Here is an 18,389-nt window from a genome sequence, read left to right on the forward strand (position 1 = left end):
CTATGTGCGGTCGCGGAACACCGGCTCCCGCTTCTCCCTGCGGGCGACGGTCGCCTCCTCGAAGTTGTCGGTCAGCAGCCGGATCATCAGCTGGCCGAGGCCCTCCTGGTTCATGTGCTGGGCCATCGAGGACGCGTCCAGGCTCGACCACAGGGTCCGTTTCGTCAGCTCGACGCCGGGGCGGGAGAACGACGCGATCCGCTGCGCGAGGTCGAAGCACTCGTCGAGCAGATCCTCCGGCCCGGTCAGCCGGGTGACGAGGCCGATCCGGTCGGCCTCGGCGGCGTCGACATCCCGCCCGGACAGCATGATCTCGAAGGCGCGGGACGAGCCGATGGCCCGCGGCAGCAGGTAGCTCAGGCCCAGTTCGCTTGCCGTCAGGCCGTTGTTGATGCCCGCCGCGCGAAAGTACGCCTCGGTGGACGCGATGCGGATGTCCGCGGCCAGCGACAGGCACAGGCCGCCGCCGATCGCCGCACCGTTGACGGCGGCGATCACCGGCTGGTGCATGCGCCGCAGCGTCAGCACCACCTCGTCGAGCAGTTCCATCGACCGCAGCGCGATCGTCGGCCGGGTCAGGCCGTCGGTGTGCGGGATCGGGCCCGCCGAGGTCTGGTCGGCGCCGGAGCAGAAGCCGCGGCCCGCGCCGGTGAGCACCACCGCGCGCACCGAATTGTCGTTGCTGATCGCCTCGAGGGTTTCCTTCAGCGGGATCATCACGTCGAACGCCATCGCGTTCATCCGCTCGGGCCGGTTCAGGGTGACCAGCGCGACGTGCTCACGGGGCCGCTCGACGAGAACGAAACTCACGGGAACTCCTGTTCGGGAACGGGTTATCGATGTCGCCGACCCTACGTCGGGGAACCGGCGTGGCGGGGGTGATGCGGCGGATCCGTCGATTCGGCGGCAGGGGCGTTGCGGCGGCCGTCCGTGTCCGGTGGGGACGCGGCACGCTCCCATGTCTTGGCGTATGCGTCGACGTACAGCTGACCGGTGCGGCTGCCGATCGACCGCATCAAGGTGTCCGTTGCTGTTCGCACACCGGTCGCCCCCGCGTCCGCGAACGGCACCAGGTCCAGCGGATCGAGGAACTCGACAACCACTCTGCGGCGCCGCCACGGGACCGCTCGATCGGCCCGGGTTCCCGTGATCGCGACTGGCACAAGGGGGACCCCGGTGTTCATCGCGACGCGGACGGCCCCGGTCCGACCGCGGTAGAGGCGGCCGTCAGGTGAACGGGTTCCCTCCGGGTGGATGCCCCACGCTCCGCCCTGCTCGACAATGCCGGTCGCGGCGTCGAGCGCAGGCGACGAGGTCGTGCCTCCACTCCGATCAACCGATATCTGCCCCATGCTCGTAAAGAACCACCGCCGTAGGCGTCCCGTCGCGCCTGCGCCGTCGAAGTAGTCGGACTTGGCCAGGAAGACGATCCGGCGCCTGGCCGCGAGCGTCAGATAGAACGAGTCCAGAACCGCGAGGTGATTGGCCGCCACGATGACCGGCCCGCGCCGCGGAATCTTGCTACGCCCCACGACCTTCGGTCGTCCCCATAGGCGTAGGGCGGGCCCGATCACGACGTGTCGACACAGCCTGTAGAAGCAGGCATTCCAGAACTGCATAGACAGTGTCTACCGGAGCATGGGAGACACTGTCTACATGACGGCAGACGATACGAGATCGGCACTGGTAAAAGCTGGCGTCGAGTTGCTGGAGGAGGCCGACTCTGCCGACGTCGGCCTGCGTGCGATCGCCAGGAGGGCGGGCGTGTCCCACGGGGCACCTCGTCGATGGTTCCCCACGCACCGGAGCCTCCTTGCTGCGATTGCCGGCGAGGGCCTGCGTGACCTCTCCGAAGCCCTCGTCGCCGCGGCTGAATTGTCGGACAACGGCCTCGCGGAGGTCGCCGAGGCCTATGTCGACTTCGCCCGTCGGCGGCCGGCAATGTTCACGCTGATCTTCCGCCACGACCTACTCGAGGGGTCCGGCGCCGAACTGAGGACGGTTTCCCAGCCGCTGTTTTCCTGGCTGGTCACGCTGATAGACCGCTCGGGTGGTGCCCCGGATGCGGAAGCGACGGCGGCGGCGCTGTGGGTGGGCATCCACGGCATCGCGGTGCTCTCGTCGACGGGGGCGCTCGGCCTGGCTGCGTCGGGTGTCGACCCGCGCGACCTGGTCGAGCGGGTGGTGCGAAACAGCATCCACTGATCGGTGTGACCATGCAGGCATGAGGCAGGGGCGATGGTTCGAGTTCCGGAACGTGTCGTACCCCCGCAGTAGACTTCGAACATGAGTTCGGGGGCTGCGGGGTCGGTGGAGCGGGTGGACGAGCACCTGTCCGCCCTCGACGCCGCCGTCGACCGTCTCCTCGGAGACCGGCTGACCGGCCTGTCCAACGACGATATCGTTCATGTGCTGCAGCGCCTTGAGCGGTCGATGCGGAAGCTGGTGGCCGCCGATCAGCAGGTTCTCGTCGAATCCGCCGAACGGTCGCTGCACGCGGTGTTCGACGTCAGGTCGCCGGTCGAGTTTCTGGTCACGACCGTCCGGATCAGCGAGTCGCAGGCGCAGTCGCGGCTGCGGTCCGCGAAGGGCACCGGCACCTGGCACGACTGCCGTGGTGAGGGCCTGCGGGCGGTGTACCCGGACACCGCGAAAGCGTTGCGCGAGGGCGAGATCGGGCTCAAGCATGTCGAGGCGGTCCGGGAGATCATGCGACAGATCCCGGCGTCCGTCGACGACGCGAAGCGCGAGGCGGCGGAGGCGGTCCTGGCGATGGTCGCGCGGCAGGCCGACCCGAAGTACGTCCTGCGGGCGGGTCTTGACCTGCTCGCGTACCTGAATCCGGATGGGAACTTCTCCGATGCCGACCGGGCCAGGCAACGCGGGTTGCGGGTCGGGAGGCAACGGGCCGACCTCATGACCCCGATCTCCGGGTTGCTCGACCCGCAGACGCGGGCGCTGCTCGAGCCGCTGCTGGCGAAGATGGCCCGGCCGGGAATGAACAACCCCGACGACCCGGACTCCCCGTCCGGGGATTGCGAGGCCGAGCATCTCGATCACGATGCGATGGTGCGGGCGGCGGCCCGCGATACCCGCACGACCAGTCAGCGCAATCATGATGCGTTGCAGGTCGGGTTGCGGCACCTGCTCGGGTCGGGGGCGTTGGGTCGGCATCGGGGGCTGCCCGCGACGGCGATCATCACGATGACCCTGCGGCAGTTGGAGGAGGCGTCGGGGGTTGTCACCACCGCCTCCGGGGGGATCGTCCCGATCACCGATGCGCTGCGGCTTGCGGAGCGGGCGCATCCGGTGCTGGTGCTTTTCGATCACGCGGGGCGGCCGCTGCACCTTGGTCGGGCGAAACGGTTGGCTTCGGCGGATCAGCGTTTGGCGTTGATTGCGGCGTCGCGGGGGTGCACCCGGCCCGGCTGCGATGCGCCCGCGACGATGACCGCCGTCCATCATCTCATCGAGTGGGATCGCAACGGCCGCACCGACATCGACTCCCTCGATCTCGTGTGCGACGGCTGTCACGCGCTGGTGAAGGACGGGCCCGGTGGCTGGGGGACCGCGGTCGCGGGACCGGGCTCGGGTCATCCCGGTCGAACCGAGTGGACGCCGCCCGCGCATATCGACCCGACTCGAACGCCGCGGGTCAACCATCGGCACCATCTCGATGAGTTGTTCGGGATCCTGCATGGCGTGATCACCGCCCGTAACGCGGCCGACCTGCGGGCGTGGCGGGCGGAGTGGGATCCGAATTTTGAGGGGTATCGGCATCGCCGCACCGGTGGCGGTGGCACCGGTGGCGGGGAGGCGACGGGCGGGGAGGTGCCGTGACATCCTGACGAGATCACCGCACTGCTATGTCAGCGCAGCTCGGGGAACCGGGTCAGCGCCGCCTCTCGTGCCTCGCTGCCCGCCGGGTGGAACCCCGAGATCACCTCGTCGAACTGCAACCCCGCGTCATGCACGACGCGGACGAGCTTGTCGGCGAGTGCCGTGTGGTCGCCCTCGCCTCGAATGCCGATCGACACCTCCATCAGACGAGTTCCCACGGGCGGCGGCTCGGAGCGGTATCGCTCATGAAATCGGGCGGTGGATTCGGGCACCGGTGCCGGACCGACCACCTGCCACCGGCCGATCCCGGCGAGTGCATCCGTGAGAACCTCCCGGAGCGCGGCAACGTACTCGGCTCCCGCGGGCTCGGTGAGGTAGGCGTGCACGAGGTGCTCGACGATGTCGGTGTCATGGAACGGCCACGGCGGATCCGGCTCGGCGTCCCACACGCTCCCGCGGTGCACGTCAACACCGCCAACCGGGCCGAGGTCCCGAGCGGCCGACTCGACCAGGCACAGCATCGGGTGTCCGTACAACCCGGCCAACCGTGCCTCCCTGGCGAAATGGTCCAGCACCAGGTGTGCGGTGCGCCGGTCTGTGCCTGCGACGGTATCGAATCCGGCGATCGCGAGGACGGTGCCCGTCGTCGCCGGGTCACTGCCGAAATCGAACGCGCCGACATCGGCGAACACGTCGGCCAGCGCCGATGTCGACCCACCGTAGGACCGGCGATACGACATCGCGTCGGCGAGCGCGTCGAACATATCGCTCGCCGAGGTCCAGCGGCTCCCGTCGATCCGATGCACCAGGTAGCCGAGGCCAGCGAGCCGATCGCAGGCAGCGCGCAGGTGGAACGCCGTGTCGTAGCGGTGCACCGACCCGTTCTGCAGCAGGCTCCAGTCGAAACGCTGTCGCTCCGCGTTGAACCGGTCCCGGTCGCTGGGGTCGAACAGTGCTCGGCGCGGCATTCGTCGACCCTACGGTCGGTCAGGGCTGCAGCTGCGCCTTGGCCTTCCTGCGCCGCGCGTTGAGCACCGACAGTCCGGCGATGATCAGGGTCAGGATCGCCGTGGAGATCAACTGCTTGCGGGCGTCGGTGTCGGTGAGCATCAACAGGATCAGGCCGCCGAGGGCGGTCAGGGTCAGCCAGCTCAGGTACGGGAATCCCCACATCTTCACCGTCAACCGGCCCTCGGCCTCGATGCGCCTGCGCAGTCGCAGCTGGGCGACGACGATGAAGATCCACACCACCAGCAGCGCGGCACCGACGGCATTGAGCAGGATCGAGAGCAGCGAGTCGGGCAGCAGCCAGTTCAGCAGCACCGACACGAACCCGAAGAACACCGACACCAGCACCGCGTTCGTCGGCACCCCGGTCGGGGAGAGCTTGGTGAGCGCGGCCGGGCCGTCCCCGTCGCGGGCGAGGGAGAACGCCATCCGGGACGTGCCGTACACGTTCGCGTTGAACGCCGACAGCAGCGCCACCACCACGACCAGCTCCATGAACCCGGATACGTACGGCAGGTTCGCCTCGTTCAAGACGGCGACGAACGGTCCGCTCTGCAGCTGCTCGGAGTTCCACGGCAGCACCAACACCATGATCGCGATCGACCCGAGGTAGAAGACGCTGATCCGCCACACCACGCTGCGGACCGCCGTCGCGATGGACCGTTCCGGATCCTTCGACTCGGCGGCGGCGATGGTGACGATCTCGATGCCGCCGAACGCGAACGCGACGACCAACAGTCCCGCGGAGATGCCCGCGATGCCGTTCGGCATGAACCCGCCCTCGCCGAACAGGTTCGTTGCACCGACCGGGTCGGTGTCCGGCAGCAGGCCGAACACCAGCAGCACCCCGATCACCAGGAAGGCGATGATCACGGTGACCTTCATCGCGGCGAACCAGAACTCGAACTCGCCGAAGTTGCGAACCTTCGACAGGTTCACCACCGCGAAGAAGGTCACGAACACCAGCGCAACCACCCACTGCGGGACGCCGGGCAGCCAGCCGTGCACGATCGCGGACGCACCGGTGATCTCGGCGCCGAGGACCATGATCAGCATGAACCAGTACAGCCACCCCAAGGTGAAGCCGGCCCATTCGCCGATGCCGATCCGGGCGTAGTGGCTGAACGATCCGGACGCCGGGATCGCGGCGCCCATCTCGCCGAGCATCCGCATCACCGCGATCACGATGATGCCCGCGATCACGTACGAGACGAGGACCGCTGGCCCCGCCTTCGCGATGCCGACGCCGGTGCCGAGGAACAGCCCGGCCCCGATCGCCGACCCGAGGCCCATCATCGTCAGATGACGGACCTTCAGGCCGTGACCGAGGTGGGAGGTGTCGCCCTCCGTGGTCGTGGTCGGGGTGGGCTGTTCCTCGGGGCGGGTCATCGCGGCGGTGTCAGTCGTTCGCGTGCAGGGCGGCGTTCAACTCAACACCGGTGCCGGTCTTCGCGACCACCTCGACGCCGCCGGTGACGGAGTTGCGTCGGAACAGGATGTTGGACTGCCCGCTGAGATCCTTGGCCTTGACGACGGTGCCGTCCGGGCCGGTGACCTTGGTGCCCGCGGTGACGTACAGGCCCGCCTCGACGACGCAGTCGTCGCCGAGGGAGATGCCCAGGCCGGAGTTCGCGCCGAGCAGGCAGCGCTTGCCGACCGAGATGACCTCCTTGCCGCCGCCGGAGAGGGTGCCCATGATCGAGGCGCCGCCGCCGACGTCGGAGCCGTCGTCGACGACGACGCCGCCGGAGATTCGGCCCTCGACCATCGAGTTGCCGAGGGTGCCCGCGTTGAAGTTGACGAAGCCCTCATGCATGACGGTGGTGCCGGACGCCAGGTGCGCACCGAGCCGGACCCGGTCCGCGTCGCCGATCCGGACGCCGGACGGGACCACGTAGTCGACCATCCGCGGGAACTTGTCGACGCCGTACACGGTGACCGGGCCGCGGACCCGCAGCTTCGCGCGGACCAGTTCGAAGCCGTCGACCGCGCAGGGACCGAAGTTGGTCCACACCACGTTCGCGAGCAGACCGAACACGCCGTCGAGGTTCACCCCGTGCGGCCGCACCAGGCGGTGCGAGATCAGGTGCAGGCGCAGGTAGGCGTCGTGCGCGTCGACGGGCGCGGCCGACAGATCGGCGATCGAGGTGCGCACCGCGACCCGGGTGACGCCGCGGTCGGTGTCCTCACCGGTCAGCGCGGCCAACTCGGCCGGGATGTCGGCGCCGTCGAGGACGGCGGTGCCGGTCTCGGCGGCCTCGCCGAGCGCGGGCTCCGGGTACCAGGTGTCGAGGACGATCCCACCCGTGGTCACGTTGGCAATACCGACTGCGGTAGCTCCCTGAATGCTCACGGGTGTCCAGGTTACCGCCCTGCGACGCGTGCACCGCCGCCTACCTCGTGCAACGCTGGTAGCGGACCCACCCGAGGGAGGTGCCGTCATGCGACGGACCAGGATCGGACATCTCGCCGCGGCCGCGGCGATCACCTTCAGCACGCTGACCGCGCAGGCGCTCGTCGCGCCCGCCGCGTCGGCTGCATCGGGCTGCCCCGACGCGCGTTCGCCGGTGGTGGTGGGCAGCGTGCCCGGCGCGGTGCTCGAGGGCGCGACCGTCGACGCTGCGGGTCGGCTGTACGTCACCGACCTGGTCAGCGGGCGGGTCCTGCGGCTGGATCGGCCGGGGGCAGCGGCGGTGCCGATCGCGACCGTCCCCAGCGGCGGCGCGGGGGGCCTCGCGTGGGCGCCGGACGGGTCGTTGCTCGTCGGGTACGGCGCCGACGCCCGCGTCCTCACCGGCGATGTCACCCGGTCCGCCGGGATCGTCGCCGTCGACGTGACCTCCGGCGCGGTGCGGCCGTTCGCGTCCGGCCTCAGCGCGGCGAACGGGTTGGCCGTCGCCGGGGACGGCACGGTGTACGCCACCAACGACTTCGGCTCGCTGGTCGGCCGGGTGCTGCCGAACGGTGTCGTGCAGGCGGACTGGGCGGTGCTGCCCAGCGCCAATGGCGCGGCCCTCAGCGCCGACGACCGGTACCTCTACGTGTCGCGGACCTTCGCCGACCCCGGCGTCAGCCGGATTCCCACCGCGAACCCCGGCGCACCGGAGTCGGTGGTCACCTTCACCGGCGGGGACGTGATCGCCGCACCGGACGGGCTGGTGCTCGACTCGCAGGGCAGGCCGGTGGTCCCCACCGACGTGTCCGGGCAGATCCTCCGCGTCGACGGCCCCGGCCGGTACTGCGTCCTCGCATCCGGGCTGCCGATGTCCAGCGTCCTCACCTACGGCAACGGCGACGCAGGCTTCTCCGCGGGGCGGCTGTTCCGGGCCGGGTTCGACGGCGCGATCTACGAGGTGTGACGCGCGGTCATCGGTAGCCCCGCCGGAGCAGGTACTTCGCCCCGGCGTCGAAGTCCCCGGGACGGAGCAGCGCGAAGCCGAAGGCGTCGGCGAGCCGGTTGGTGGTGTCGAAGCCGGCACAGACGGCCAGCGCATCCTCGATCTGCTGGCGTTGCACCCCGGCGTCCAACACCGCCCGCATGTCGGCGACACCCACCGTCCCGGTCCGAGTGAGGATGCCGAGCATCCGCAGCGTCGCCCGAAGACCCTCGTCGACGGGGGCCGACTCCAGGTCCGTGAGGACCGCGCGCACCCGCCCCGGATCCCCGGAGGCGCGCGCCGCGGTCGCGGTGTGCGCGCCGACGCAGAACGCGGACTCGTTCACCCGCGACACGTAGGCCGCCATGAGTTCCCGGTCGGCGACGGACCATGCGGATGGCCCCCGCATCGCCTCGTGGGTGAACTCCTTGGCGCGGGTCCCGTAGAAGTCGGGCCGGTACGCGACGATCTTGGCTGCATCCGGCACCGGATGCCGGGAGAGCGTCCGGATCAGGGTGAACAGCACCCTGGTCCTCGTGTCGTGGCCGGAGTCGAGGATGCGCAGGCGCATCAGTCGGCCCGCCCGTCGGTGGCGGCGTCCAGCGCAGCCAGTCCCGAGTGGTAGAGGCGCGACGACCGACCGACCGCGGCGCACACGACCAGTTCGAAGAGCTGATCCTCGCTGTATCCGGCGGCTTCCGCCGCGGCGACGTCGGCGTCGGTGACCCGCGTCGGACCGTCCACGACCTTGTCGATCAGCGGCTGCACGGCAGGGGGCAGACCGGTGCCTGCGAAGGCGCTGGCCCGGTCCGCCGCTGCGGCCTCACCCTCCCCGGTCAAGATCCGGTCCACCAGGGAACGGTGCAGCTTCCGATGCTTGTTCTCGTCCGGCACGATGCCCTCCGCTTCCGCTCGGAACCAGGCCCTCGTGTAGTGACACCCTAGTCCCGTGAACGGGCGCTGGGCACCCGCGCGGGTGCGCCGGAATAGGGTGGGCTACGTGACTGCGCTGCCGAATCTGGACCTGCACGCCGACCCGATCGACCTGACCGCCGCGCTCGTGGACATTCCGAGCGTCTCGCGCGACGAGGCGCTGATCGCGGACGCCGTCGAGTTGGCGCTGCGCGAGCAGACCATCGGTTTTGAGGTGATCCGCAGCGGCAACGCGGTGCTCGCCCGCACCGGTCTCGGGCTGCCGAGCCGGGTGCTGCTCGCCGGGCACCTCGACACCGTCCCGATCGCCGACAACGTGCCGAGCAGGCGCGAGCGGGACTCGGCGGAGGGGGACGTGCTGCACGGCTGCGGCACCGTCGACATGAAGTCCGGGGACGCGGTCTTCCTGCACCTCGCGGCGACCGTGCAGGACCTCGCCCACGACCTGACGCTGGTCTTCTACGACTGCGAGGAGATCGCGGCCACCTACAACGGCCTCGGCCGGATCGAGCGCGAGCTGCCGGAGTGGCTGCGTGCCGACGTCGCGGTGCTCGGGGAGCCGACCGGTGGGTTCATCGAGGCCGGCTGCCAGGGCACGCTGCGGGTGCGCCTGACCGCCACCGGCACCCGCGCGCATTCGGCGCGGTCGTGGCTGGGGGACAACGCGATCCACAAGTTCGGCCCGCTACTGCAGCGGCTGTCCGAGTACCGGCCCAGGTCGGTGGACATCGACGGCTGCGGGTACCGAGAGGGCCTATCCGCGGTGCGCATCGAGGGCGGGATTGCGGGCAACGTGGTGCCCGACGCCGCCGAGATCGACGTGAACTTCCGCTTCGCGCCCGACCGCACCGTGGAGCAGGCCGTCGAGCACGTGCGGGAGGTGGTCGACGGTCTCGGTCTCGGATTCGAGGTGACCGACAGCTCACCCGGCGCACTGCCTGGCCTGACGGCGCCGCCGGCGGCGGACCTGATCGCCGCGGCAGGGGGACGGGTCCGCGCCAAGTACGGCTGGACCGACGTGTCCCGGTTCGCGGCGCTCGGCATCCCCGCGGTGAACTACGGCCCCGGCGACCCGAACCTCGCGCACAAGCGCGACGAACGGGTGCCGACCGCGCAGATCACCGACGTGACCGCGGTGCTGCGGGGTTACCTCAGCAACTGAGCGACCGATGCCCGGCGCCGCCGTCGCGCTCGACCCCGATCAGCCGCGGCGGCGGGCCCTATAGCCTGAGCCGCATGGCTCCAGACAAGACCCCAGGACGTCCCGCGAAGCGCAGCACCGGCAAGCGCGCCAGCGCCACGGTCAAAAATCGTGGCCCGGTCCAGCTGCGGCGCGACCGCAAGGCGGGTCGTTCCACCGCCGACCAGCGGCTGCTCGACCGGCGGGGGCCCGCCGAGTGGGTGCACACCGACCCGTGGCGGGCGCTGCGCATCCAAAGCGAGTTCGTCGAGGGATTCGACGCGCTTGCCGAGGTGCCGCGCGCGGTCAGCGTGTTCGGGTCCGCCCGCACCGCCGAGGAGCACGCCGACTACGCGCTCGGCCGGGAACTGGGCGCCGCGCTCGCGCACGCCGGCTATGCGGTCATCACCGGCGGTGGGCCCGGTGTCATGGAAGCCGCGAATCGGGGCGCCAGCGAATCCGGCGGCTTCTCCATCGGTCTCGGCATCGAGCTGCCGTTCGAGCAGGGGCTCAACGAGTGGGTGGACCTCGGCATGAACTTCCGCTACTTCTTCGCGCGGAAGACGATGTTCGTCAAGTATTCGCAGGCGTTCGTCTGCCTGCCCGGCGGGTTCGGCACCCTCGACGAGCTGTTTGAGGCGCTCACGCTGGTGCAGACGAACAAGATCACCCGGTTCCCGATCGTGCTCATCGGCTCGCACTTCTGGGGCGGGCTCGTCGACTGGATCCGCACCACCCTCGTCGCGGAGGGAAAGATCTCCGCGGGCGACGTCGACCTCATCCACGTCACCGACAGCGTTGCCGAGGCCGTGGCCATCGTGGTCGCGTCCCAGGACGGGGAGGAGCTGGCCGAGGCACGCGAGGAGGTGGACGAGTGGTGACCGGCCGCCCGATCGCGGTCTGCGTGTACTGCGCGTCCGGTCCCGTCGACCCCTCGTTCCTTGCGCTCGCGTCCCGGCTCGGCGCCGAGATCGGGCGCCGCGGAATGCAGCTGGTGTCCGGCGGCGGCAACGTGTCGATGATGGGTGCGGTCGCCGAGTCGGCCCGCGCCAACGGCGCCAACACCATCGGTGTCATCCCGAAAGCCTTGGTGCACAGGGAGGTTGCCGACGTCGATGCGGACGAGCTGATCGTCACCGACACGATGCGTGAGCGCAAGCAGATCATGGAGGACCGCGCCGACGCCTTCATCACCCTGCCCGGCGGGATCGGCACCCTCGAGGAACTGTTCGAGACGTGGACGGCGGGCTACCTCGGCATGCATGACAAGCCGATGGTGCTGCTCGACCCGGTCGGGCACTACACCGGACTGCTGACCTGGCTTGACGGCCTCCGTGCCGGTGGCTTCGTCCAGCAGCTCGCCCTGGACGCACTGACGGTCACCGCGGACGTCGATCGGGCGCTCGACGCCTGCATGACACCATGAAGTCATGACCCACGTCACCCGAGCGGACACCGCGCCGCGCCGAGATTCGCCGTCGCAGGCGTCGACGCTCTGTGGCAGGCCCGTCGCGACGGACCGCGCCCTGGTGATGGCCATCGTCAACCGCACCCCGGACTCCTTCTACGACCGGGGCGCCACCTTCACCGACGAGGCGGCGATGACCGCCGTCCGGCGGGCGGTGGACGAGGGTGCCGACCTCGTCGATATCGGTGGCGTCAAGGCCGGTCCGGGTGCGGAGGTGGACGCCGCGGAGGAGATCCGCCGCGTCGTGCCGTTCGTCGAGGCCATCCGGGGCCGGTACCCGGACCTGATCATCTCCGTCGACACGTGGCGGGCGGAGGTCGCCCGGCTGGCGTGCGGCGCAGGCGCCGACCTGATCAACGACACCTGGGCGGGTGCCGACCCCGAGCTGGTCGCGGTCGCCGCGGAACTGGGCGCCGGGTACGTGTGTTCGCACACCGGTGGCGCCGTGCCCCGGACCCGGCCGCACCGCGTCCGATACGCCGATGTGGTCACCGATGTCATCGACGAGGTGGTGCCCGCTGCCGAGCGGGCGCTGGCGTTGGGGGTCCCGCGGGACTCGATCCTGATCGATCCGACCCACGATTTCGGGAAGAACACCTTTCACGGGCTCGAGTTGTTACGACGGGTGGACGATCTCGTCAAAACCGGATGGCCGGTGCTGATGGCGCTGAGCAACAAGGATTTCGTCGGGGAGACTCTCGGAGTGGAACTCGCCGAACGCTTGGAGGGCACCTTGGCAGCGACAGCATGGGCGGCGGCGCACGGCGCACGGGTCTTCCGGGTGCACGAGGTCGCGTCCACCCGCCGCGTCGTCGACATGATCGCCGCGATCGCCGGCACCCGGGCGCCGGTGCGCACCGTCCGGGGACTGGCATGAGGACGGCCGCGCCCGCGTCGCGATCCACCCCGGCGAGGGCACCTCGGGCGTGGTTGGAGGCCAACAGCTGGGACCACCCGGACTGGACCGTCGCCGAGTTGGAGGCGGCGAAGGCGGGCCGCACCGTCTCGGTGGTGCTGCCCGCACTGAACGAGGAGAGGACCGTCGCCGCGGTCGTCGACACGATTCATCCGCTGCTCGGGGGGCTGGTCGACGAGTTGATCGTCCTCGACTCCGGGTCCACCGACGAGACCGCGGACCGCGCCGCCGCCGCAGGCGCCACCGTGGTGTCCCGCGAGGACGCGGTGCCGGAGCTGGCCCCGGTCCCCGGCAAGGGCGAGGTCCTGTGGCGGTCGCTCGCCGCCACGACCGGCGACCTCGTCGCGTTCGTCGACTCCGACCTGATCAACCCGGACCCGGCGTTCGTGCCGAAGCTGCTCGGCCCGCTGCTGACGGTCGACGGCATCCACCTGGTCAAGGGCTATTACCGGCGGCCGCTGCGGGTCGGCGGCACCGAGGACGCCACCGGCGGCGGGCGGGTCACCGAATTGGTGGCGCGGCCGCTGCTCGCGGCGCTGCGGCCCGAGCTGACCTCGGTGCTGCAGCCGCTCGGCGGCGAGTATGCGGGCACACGGGAGTTGCTGTCCGCGGTGCCATTCGCGCCCGGCTATGGCGTCGAGATCGGCCTGCTGCTCGACACCTACGACCGGCTCGGCCTGCGGGCGATCGGCCAGGTCAACCTCGGTGTCCGCAAGCACCGCAACCGGCCGCTGGTTGAGCTCGGCGTGATGAGCAGGCAGATCATCGGGACAATGCTGCGACGCTGCGGGGTGGACGATTCGGAGGCGGGACTGACCCAGTTCCTCGCCGACGGTGACTCGTTCCTGCCGCGCACCACGGAGGTGTCCCTTGTCGACCGGCCGCCGATGAACACGCTGCGCCCCTGACCCTGCCGTCCCTTGCCTCTGCTGTCGGGGAGGCGTGACAGGATCGGGGCCATGTTCACGGTCCTGCTCTACCTGATCATCATGGCCCTCGTCGGTGGGGTGCTGTTCCTGGTGGCGTCCGTGGCGTTCGGTCGTGGCGAGCAGATGGCACCGCTGCCGCCCGCGACCACCGTCACCGCGCTGCCCACCCGGGAGGTGACCGGCGCCGACGTCCAGGATCTGCGGTTCCAGCAGGTGCTGCGCGGATACAAGGCCAGCGAGGTGGACTGGGCGCTGGACCGGCTCGGCGCCGAGATCGATTCGCTGCGGGCACAACTGGCAGACGCCCGAACCGGGATGCAGGCGGCGGCCCCGCACACGGCGGCGACGGACAGCGACGGGGAGCCGTCGTGACCGAGGACGGGCGGGTCCGCTGCCCGTGGGCGGTGGATGCCCCCGGGGCAACGCTCTACCGCGACTACCACGACCACGAGTGGGGTGCGCCGCTGCACGGACGGGACGCCCTGTTCGAACGGATCTGCCTCGAGGCCTTTCAGTCCGGGCTGGCCTGGATCACCATCCTGCGCAAGCGGACCGCCTTCCGGGACGCCTTCGCCGGGTTCGACGTCGACGCGGTCGCGGCATTCGGGCCCGCCGAGGTGGAGCGGTTGCTCGGGGACGCCGGGATCGTCCGCAACCGGGCGAAGATCGAGGCCGCGATCGGCAATGCCCGTGCGGTGCTCGCACTGACCGACACCGACCTGGACACGCTGGTGTGGTCGTTCGCGCCGCCGCCACGCCCGGCTCGGGTGCGGTCGGTCGACGAGGTGCCCGCGGTCACCGCGGAATCGACAGCGCTTGCGCGGGAACTGAAACGTCGAGGGTTCCGTTTTGTGGGCCCTACCACGGCATATGCGCTGATGCAGGCGGTCGGGATGGTGGACGACCACCTCGCGGGCTGTTGGGTTCCCCGCCGCTGACCGGGCACCTCCGGACACCCGCCGGAGGGGGCCAAACCCGACGCAGCTTTCCGGCCATTGTTGCGATAGGGAAGAATGGGCCCGTGGACCCGGCAAAAGTCCGGGTCACGACGGCAGAAGATCTGGAGGGAGCAGGAATGGCGGCCATGAAGCCCCGGACCGGGGACGGTCCCCTCGAAGCAACCAAAGAGGGACGGGGCATTGTCATGCGCGTCCCGCTCGAGGGCGGAGGTCGGCTCGTCGTAGAACTGACCCCGGAGGAAGCCGCCGCGCTCGGCGACGAGCTCAAGGGCGTCACCAGCTAATCCTCGTGCAGTACACGGATGCACCCGGGCCCCGCATCGCCACCCGGCGGGCGGGGCCCCGTGCTGGGTGCGACCGGTCCCGGACGGGAACCGAGAGAGGAGCCGAATGGCGCTCGCCGACGTCCTGACCCTGCTGTGCTGCCCGCACTGCGGTGGCGATCTCGACCAGTCCGATCGCACCCTGCTGTGCGACCGGGGGCACAGCTTCGACATCGCCAGACAGGGCTACGTGAGCCTGCTCGCAGGCGCGTCGAAGATCAGCGGCGACAGTGCCGACATGATCGCTGCCCGCGCAGGCTTCCTCGACGGAGGTCATTTCGACCCGCTCCGCGAGGCGGTCGCCACCGCGACGGCCGCCGCCGGGATCTCGGATCCCGCGATCCTCGAGGTTGGGGCGGGAACCGGCCACTACCTCGCAACGGTGCTCGACGCGTTGCCCGGCGCCCCCGGCGTCGGTGTCGACGTGTCCAAGGCCGCGGCCCGCAGGCTGGCCCGCTGCCACCCGCGTGCGTCCGCGGTCGTCGCCGACGTGTGGACGCAGCTGCCGGTGCGCGATCACGCGGTCAGCCACGCGCTGTCGATCTTCGCGCCCCGCAACGCCGCCGAACTGCACCGGGTGCTGCGCGCGGACGGCGAACTCGTGGTGTTGACACCGACGGAGCGGCACCTGAAGGAACTGGTGGCGTTGCTGTCGCTGGTGCGGGTCGACGAGAACAAGACCGAACGGCTCGGTGCCGCGATGGCCGGGCACTTCGACCGGCTGTCGCTGACCTCGGTGGAGTACCCGATGCGGTTGACCCACGCGGAGTCGTTGCTGCTGGTCGGGATGGGTCCCTCCGCGCGGCATCCCGGTGCGCTCTCGCGCGCCGATGCGATCGCGGCACTGCCCGAACCGGTGACGGTGACGGCATCGGTGACGGTCGGCCGCTACCGGCCGCGATAGACGGGGCCCGCTACCGGCCGCGATAGACGGGGCCAGCTACCGGCCGTGGTAGCCCGCGATGGCGGCCGCGTAGACGTCCAGGGTCTGCCTGGCAATCTCGGCCCAGGCGAACTCCGCGACCGCGCGCCGCCGCCCCGCGGACCCCATCGCTGCCGCGGCCGCGCGGTCGGCGCACACCTCATTCACCGCGGCGGCCAGCGCCGACTCGAATGCCTCGGGTTCGTAGCCGTTGTAGTGCACCAGCCGACCCGTCACCCCGTCCTGCACCACCTCCGGGATGCCGCCGACGTCGGACGCGACCACCGCGGTCCCGGCGGCCATCGCCTCGAGGTTGACGATCCCCAACGGCTCGTAGACCGACGGACACACGAAAACTGTTGCCGCGGACAGGATGTTCCGCAGGTCCGCGGTGGGAAGCATTTCCCGCACCCAGTGCACGTCGCGGCGCACGGCGGACAGGTCGGCAACGGACCGGCCCGTGTCCGCCCCGATTTCGGGGGTGTCCGGTGCGCCTGCGCAGAGCAGGAGCTGGATGTCGGGGTCGATGCGGTGGGCGGCGGCGACGAGGTGACCGAGCCCCTTCTGTCGGGTGATCCGACCGACGAACACGGCGAGCGGACGCGTCGGGTCGATACCGAGGTCGCGCAGCACCGGGGACGACCACGGATCGTCCTCCGGATACCAGACGTCGGCGTCGATCCCGTTGCGCACCACGTGCACTCGGTCAGGGTCGACAAACGGGTACGCGTCGAGCAGATCCGAGCGCATGCCCGCGCTGACCGCGATGATCGCGTCCGCGTGCTGCACGGCAGTGTGTTCGGACCACGAGGAGACGCGGTAGCCGCCGCCGAGTTGCTCTGCCTTCCATGGTCGCCGCGGCTCCAGGGAATGCGCGGTGAGCACGTGCGGCACCGCGTGCAGGGCGCCCGCGAGATGCCCGGCGAGCCCGGTGTACCAGGTGTGCGAGTGGACGACGTCGGCCGCTGCCGCGTCGGCCGCCATCCGCAGCTCCGCGGACAGCACCGCGAGTGCCGGATTCGCCGATGCCAGCGCGGGATCGGGCTGGTGTACCCGCGCGCCGTCGCGGGCTGCTCCCATGCAGTGGACGTCCACCGCGCACAGCCGGGTCAGCTGCGCGACGAGTTCGGTGACGTGGACACCCGCCCCACCGTAGATCTCCGGGGGGTACTCCCTGGTCATCATCGCCACGCGCACCGGCTCAACGTAACCGGCGGGCCGGGTTCGGGCCACCTGACCGCCCGGTCGCGGCGCGTGTCCCGCCGCCCGGGTGGGCCACCGCTGGCGACCACCCGGTGCGGCCGATAGGTTGGCAGGGTGAGGAGCCAGCCGCATGTGCTTGGAATCGTGCTCGCCGGCGGCGAGGGGAAGCGTCTGTACCCGCTGACCGCGGACCGGGCCAAGCCTGCCGTCCCGTTCGGCGGCGCCTACCGGCTCATCGATTTCGTGCTCAGCAACCTGGTCAATGCCGGCTACCTCCGGATCTGCGTGCTCACCCAGTACAAGTCGCATTCGCTGGACCGGCACATCTCGCAGACGTGGCGGTTGTCCGGCTTCGCGGGCGAGTACATCACCCCGGTGCCTGCGCAGCAGCGGCTCGGTCCGCGCTGGTACACCGGCAGCGCCGACGCGATCCTGCAGTCCCTCAACCTCGTCTACGACGAGGATCCGGAGTACATCGTCGTGTTCGGTGCCGACCACGTCTACCGGATGGATCCGGAGCAGATGGTCCGGCACCACATCGAGTCCGGTGCCGGGGTCACGGTCGCCGGGATTCGGGTGCCGCGCAGCGAGGCGTTCGCGTTCGGCTGCATCGACTCCGACGAGGCGGGGAAGATCACCCAGTTCCTGGAGAAGCCCGCGCACCCGCCCGGTACCCCGGACGATCCGAACGTGACGTTCGCGTCGATGGGCAACTACGTGTTCACGACGAAGGTCCTCGTCGACGCGATCCGCGCCGACTCGGAGGATTCGAACTCCGACCACGACATGGGCGGCGACATCATCCCGAAGCTCGTCAGGGAGGGCGCTGCGCACGTCTACGACTTCAAGGACAACGTGGTGCCCGGCGCCACCGACCGGGACCGCGGCTACTGGCGTGACGTCGGCACCATCGACGCCTTCTACGACGCGCACATGGACCTGGTGTCGGTACACCCGGTGTTCAACCTGTACAACCGGCGCTGGCCGATCCGGGGCGCCGCCGAGAATCTGGCGCCGGCGAAGTTCGTGCAGGGCGGGTTGGCGCAGGAGTCGATCGTCGGGTCGGGATGCATCCTGTCGGCGGCGACGGTCCGCAATTCGGTGCTCAGTTCCAACGTGATGGTCGACGACGGCGCGACGGTCGAGGGCAGCGTCCTGATGCCGGGTGTTCGGATCGGCAAGGGCGCGGTGGTGCGCCGGGCCATCCTCGACAAGAACGTGGTCGTCGGGGAGGGCGAGATCATCGGGGTCGACGTGGACCGGGACCGGCAGCGGTTCGCGGTCAGCGGTGGCGGCGTCGTCACCGTCGGCAAGGGTGTCTGGATCTGATA

Annotated in this window: 21 protein-coding genes; 13 read left to right on the forward strand and 8 right to left on the reverse strand. The window is 70.3% G+C overall.

What is annotated here, in order from left to right; translation table 11 throughout:
* Both ACWF62_RS00495 and ACWF62_RS00500 read right to left on the reverse strand, forming a co-directional pair.
* Positions 1–810 carry an enoyl-CoA hydratase gene (locus tag ACWF62_RS00495; protein WP_452629198.1) on the reverse strand — a complete coding sequence of 270 codons (810 nt, stop codon included), beginning with the start codon at positions 808–810 and terminating at the stop codon, positions 1–3.
* 41 nt (positions 811–851) lie between these two features.
* Complete coding sequence (locus tag ACWF62_RS00500) at positions 852–1,532, reverse strand: lysophospholipid acyltransferase family protein (RefSeq protein ID WP_452629199.1); 681 nt, start codon at positions 1,530–1,532, stop codon at positions 852–854.
* Positions 1,533–1,656: 124 nt separating this feature from the next.
* Between ACWF62_RS00500 and ACWF62_RS00505 the strand changes: the two genes are divergently transcribed.
* Both ACWF62_RS00505 and ACWF62_RS00510 read left to right on the forward strand, forming a co-directional pair.
* On the forward strand, positions 1,657–2,205 hold the full coding sequence (locus ACWF62_RS00505) for a TetR/AcrR family transcriptional regulator (protein WP_452629200.1): 549 nt from the start codon (positions 1,657–1,659) through the stop codon (positions 2,203–2,205).
* Positions 2,206–2,286: 81 nt separating this feature from the next.
* Entirely contained in the window at positions 2,287–3,840 is a 1,554-nt protein-coding gene (locus ACWF62_RS00510) for a DUF222 domain-containing protein (RefSeq protein WP_452629201.1), read from the forward strand.
* A gap of 29 nt (positions 3,841–3,869) precedes the next feature.
* Here ACWF62_RS00510 and ACWF62_RS00515 read toward each other — a convergent pair whose 3' ends face one another.
* Genes ACWF62_RS00515 through dapD form a run of 3 tightly spaced genes read right to left on the reverse strand, consistent with a single transcriptional unit; the run spans position 3,870 to position 7,201 of the window.
* Positions 3,870–4,808: a barstar family protein gene (locus ACWF62_RS00515; RefSeq protein ID WP_378569697.1), complete on the reverse strand. Its 939-nt coding sequence runs from the start codon at positions 4,806–4,808 to the stop codon at positions 3,870–3,872.
* Positions 4,809–4,827: 19 nt separating this feature from the next.
* On the reverse strand, positions 4,828–6,237 hold the full coding sequence (locus tag ACWF62_RS00520) for an amino acid permease (protein WP_378569698.1): 1,410 nt from the start codon (positions 6,235–6,237) through the stop codon (positions 4,828–4,830).
* 10 nt (positions 6,238–6,247) lie between these two features.
* Positions 6,248–7,201, reverse strand: coding sequence for a 2,3,4,5-tetrahydropyridine-2,6-dicarboxylate N-succinyltransferase (gene dapD / locus ACWF62_RS00525; RefSeq protein WP_452629202.1), 954 nt, complete (start codon positions 7,199–7,201; stop codon positions 6,248–6,250).
* A gap of 88 nt (positions 7,202–7,289) precedes the next feature.
* Here dapD and ACWF62_RS00530 point away from each other — a divergent pair, with 88 nt between their 5' ends.
* Complete coding sequence (locus ACWF62_RS00530; protein WP_452629203.1) at positions 7,290–8,207, forward strand: SMP-30/gluconolactonase/LRE family protein; 918 nt, start codon at positions 7,290–7,292, stop codon at positions 8,205–8,207.
* Between the two features lie 7 nt (positions 8,208–8,214).
* Here ACWF62_RS00530 and ACWF62_RS00535 read toward each other — a convergent pair whose 3' ends face one another.
* Positions 8,215–8,796, reverse strand: a complete 582-nt coding sequence (locus ACWF62_RS00535; protein WP_452629204.1) for a carboxymuconolactone decarboxylase family protein — start codon at positions 8,794–8,796, stop codon at positions 8,215–8,217.
* Entirely contained in the window at positions 8,796–9,119 is a 324-nt protein-coding gene (locus ACWF62_RS00540) for a hypothetical protein (protein WP_452629205.1), read from the reverse strand. The genes ACWF62_RS00535 and ACWF62_RS00540 overlap by 1 nt, the downstream gene beginning before the upstream one ends.
* A gap of 115 nt (positions 9,120–9,234) precedes the next feature.
* On the opposite strand from ACWF62_RS00540, the gene dapE reads away from it, so the two are divergent.
* From dapE to ACWF62_RS00585, 9 genes are all read left to right on the forward strand, one after another.
* Positions 9,235–10,320 carry a succinyl-diaminopimelate desuccinylase gene (gene dapE, locus ACWF62_RS00545; protein WP_378506046.1) on the forward strand — a complete coding sequence of 362 codons (1,086 nt, stop codon included), beginning with the start codon at positions 9,235–9,237 and terminating at the stop codon, positions 10,318–10,320.
* Between the two features lie 74 nt (positions 10,321–10,394).
* Positions 10,395–11,219, forward strand: a complete 825-nt coding sequence (locus tag ACWF62_RS00550) for an LOG family protein (RefSeq protein ID WP_378505839.1) — start codon at positions 10,395–10,397, stop codon at positions 11,217–11,219.
* The gene (locus ACWF62_RS00555; RefSeq protein ID WP_378505840.1) at positions 11,213–11,764 is read left to right on the forward strand and encodes an LOG family protein; all 552 of its coding nucleotides are present in this window, start codon (positions 11,213–11,215) and stop codon (positions 11,762–11,764) included. Before ACWF62_RS00550 ends, ACWF62_RS00555 begins: the two co-directional genes overlap by 7 nt.
* A gap of 4 nt (positions 11,765–11,768) precedes the next feature.
* On the forward strand, positions 11,769–12,683 hold the full coding sequence (gene folP, locus ACWF62_RS00560; RefSeq protein ID WP_378505841.1) for a dihydropteroate synthase: 915 nt from the start codon (positions 11,769–11,771) through the stop codon (positions 12,681–12,683).
* A complete protein-coding gene (locus ACWF62_RS00565; protein ID WP_452629206.1) occupies positions 12,680–13,630 on the forward strand; it encodes a glucosyl-3-phosphoglycerate synthase in 951 nt (316 codons plus the stop codon). Before folP ends, ACWF62_RS00565 begins: the two co-directional genes overlap by 4 nt.
* Positions 13,631–13,681: 51 nt before the next feature.
* On the forward strand, positions 13,682–14,023 hold the full coding sequence (locus ACWF62_RS00570; protein WP_378505843.1) for a DivIVA domain-containing protein: 342 nt from the start codon (positions 13,682–13,684) through the stop codon (positions 14,021–14,023).
* Positions 14,020–14,589, forward strand: a complete 570-nt coding sequence (locus ACWF62_RS00575) for a DNA-3-methyladenine glycosylase I (protein ID WP_378505844.1) — start codon at positions 14,020–14,022, stop codon at positions 14,587–14,589. Before ACWF62_RS00570 ends, ACWF62_RS00575 begins: the two co-directional genes overlap by 4 nt.
* A 137-nt stretch (positions 14,590–14,726) precedes the next feature.
* On the forward strand, positions 14,727–14,894 hold the full coding sequence (locus ACWF62_RS00580) for a DUF3117 domain-containing protein (RefSeq protein ID WP_003931055.1): 168 nt from the start codon (positions 14,727–14,729) through the stop codon (positions 14,892–14,894).
* A gap of 106 nt (positions 14,895–15,000) precedes the next feature.
* The gene (locus tag ACWF62_RS00585; RefSeq protein WP_452629207.1) at positions 15,001–15,837 is read left to right on the forward strand and encodes a putative RNA methyltransferase; all 837 of its coding nucleotides are present in this window, start codon (positions 15,001–15,003) and stop codon (positions 15,835–15,837) included.
* Positions 15,838–15,873: 36 nt separating this feature from the next.
* Here ACWF62_RS00585 and glgA read toward each other — a convergent pair whose 3' ends face one another.
* Positions 15,874–17,052 (reverse strand): glycogen synthase, encoded by a 1,179-nt coding sequence (glgA, locus tag ACWF62_RS00590; RefSeq protein ID WP_378569703.1) that lies wholly within the window; start codon positions 17,050–17,052, stop codon positions 15,874–15,876.
* Between the two features lie 120 nt (positions 17,053–17,172).
* Between glgA and glgC the strand changes: the two genes are divergently transcribed.
* The gene (glgC, locus tag ACWF62_RS00595; RefSeq protein ID WP_378505847.1) at positions 17,173–18,387 is read left to right on the forward strand and encodes a glucose-1-phosphate adenylyltransferase; all 1,215 of its coding nucleotides are present in this window, start codon (positions 17,173–17,175) and stop codon (positions 18,385–18,387) included.
* Positions 18,388–18,389 lie beyond the last annotated feature (2 nt).

The sequence above is a fragment of the Rhodococcus sp. NPDC054953 genome (assembly GCF_053609225.1).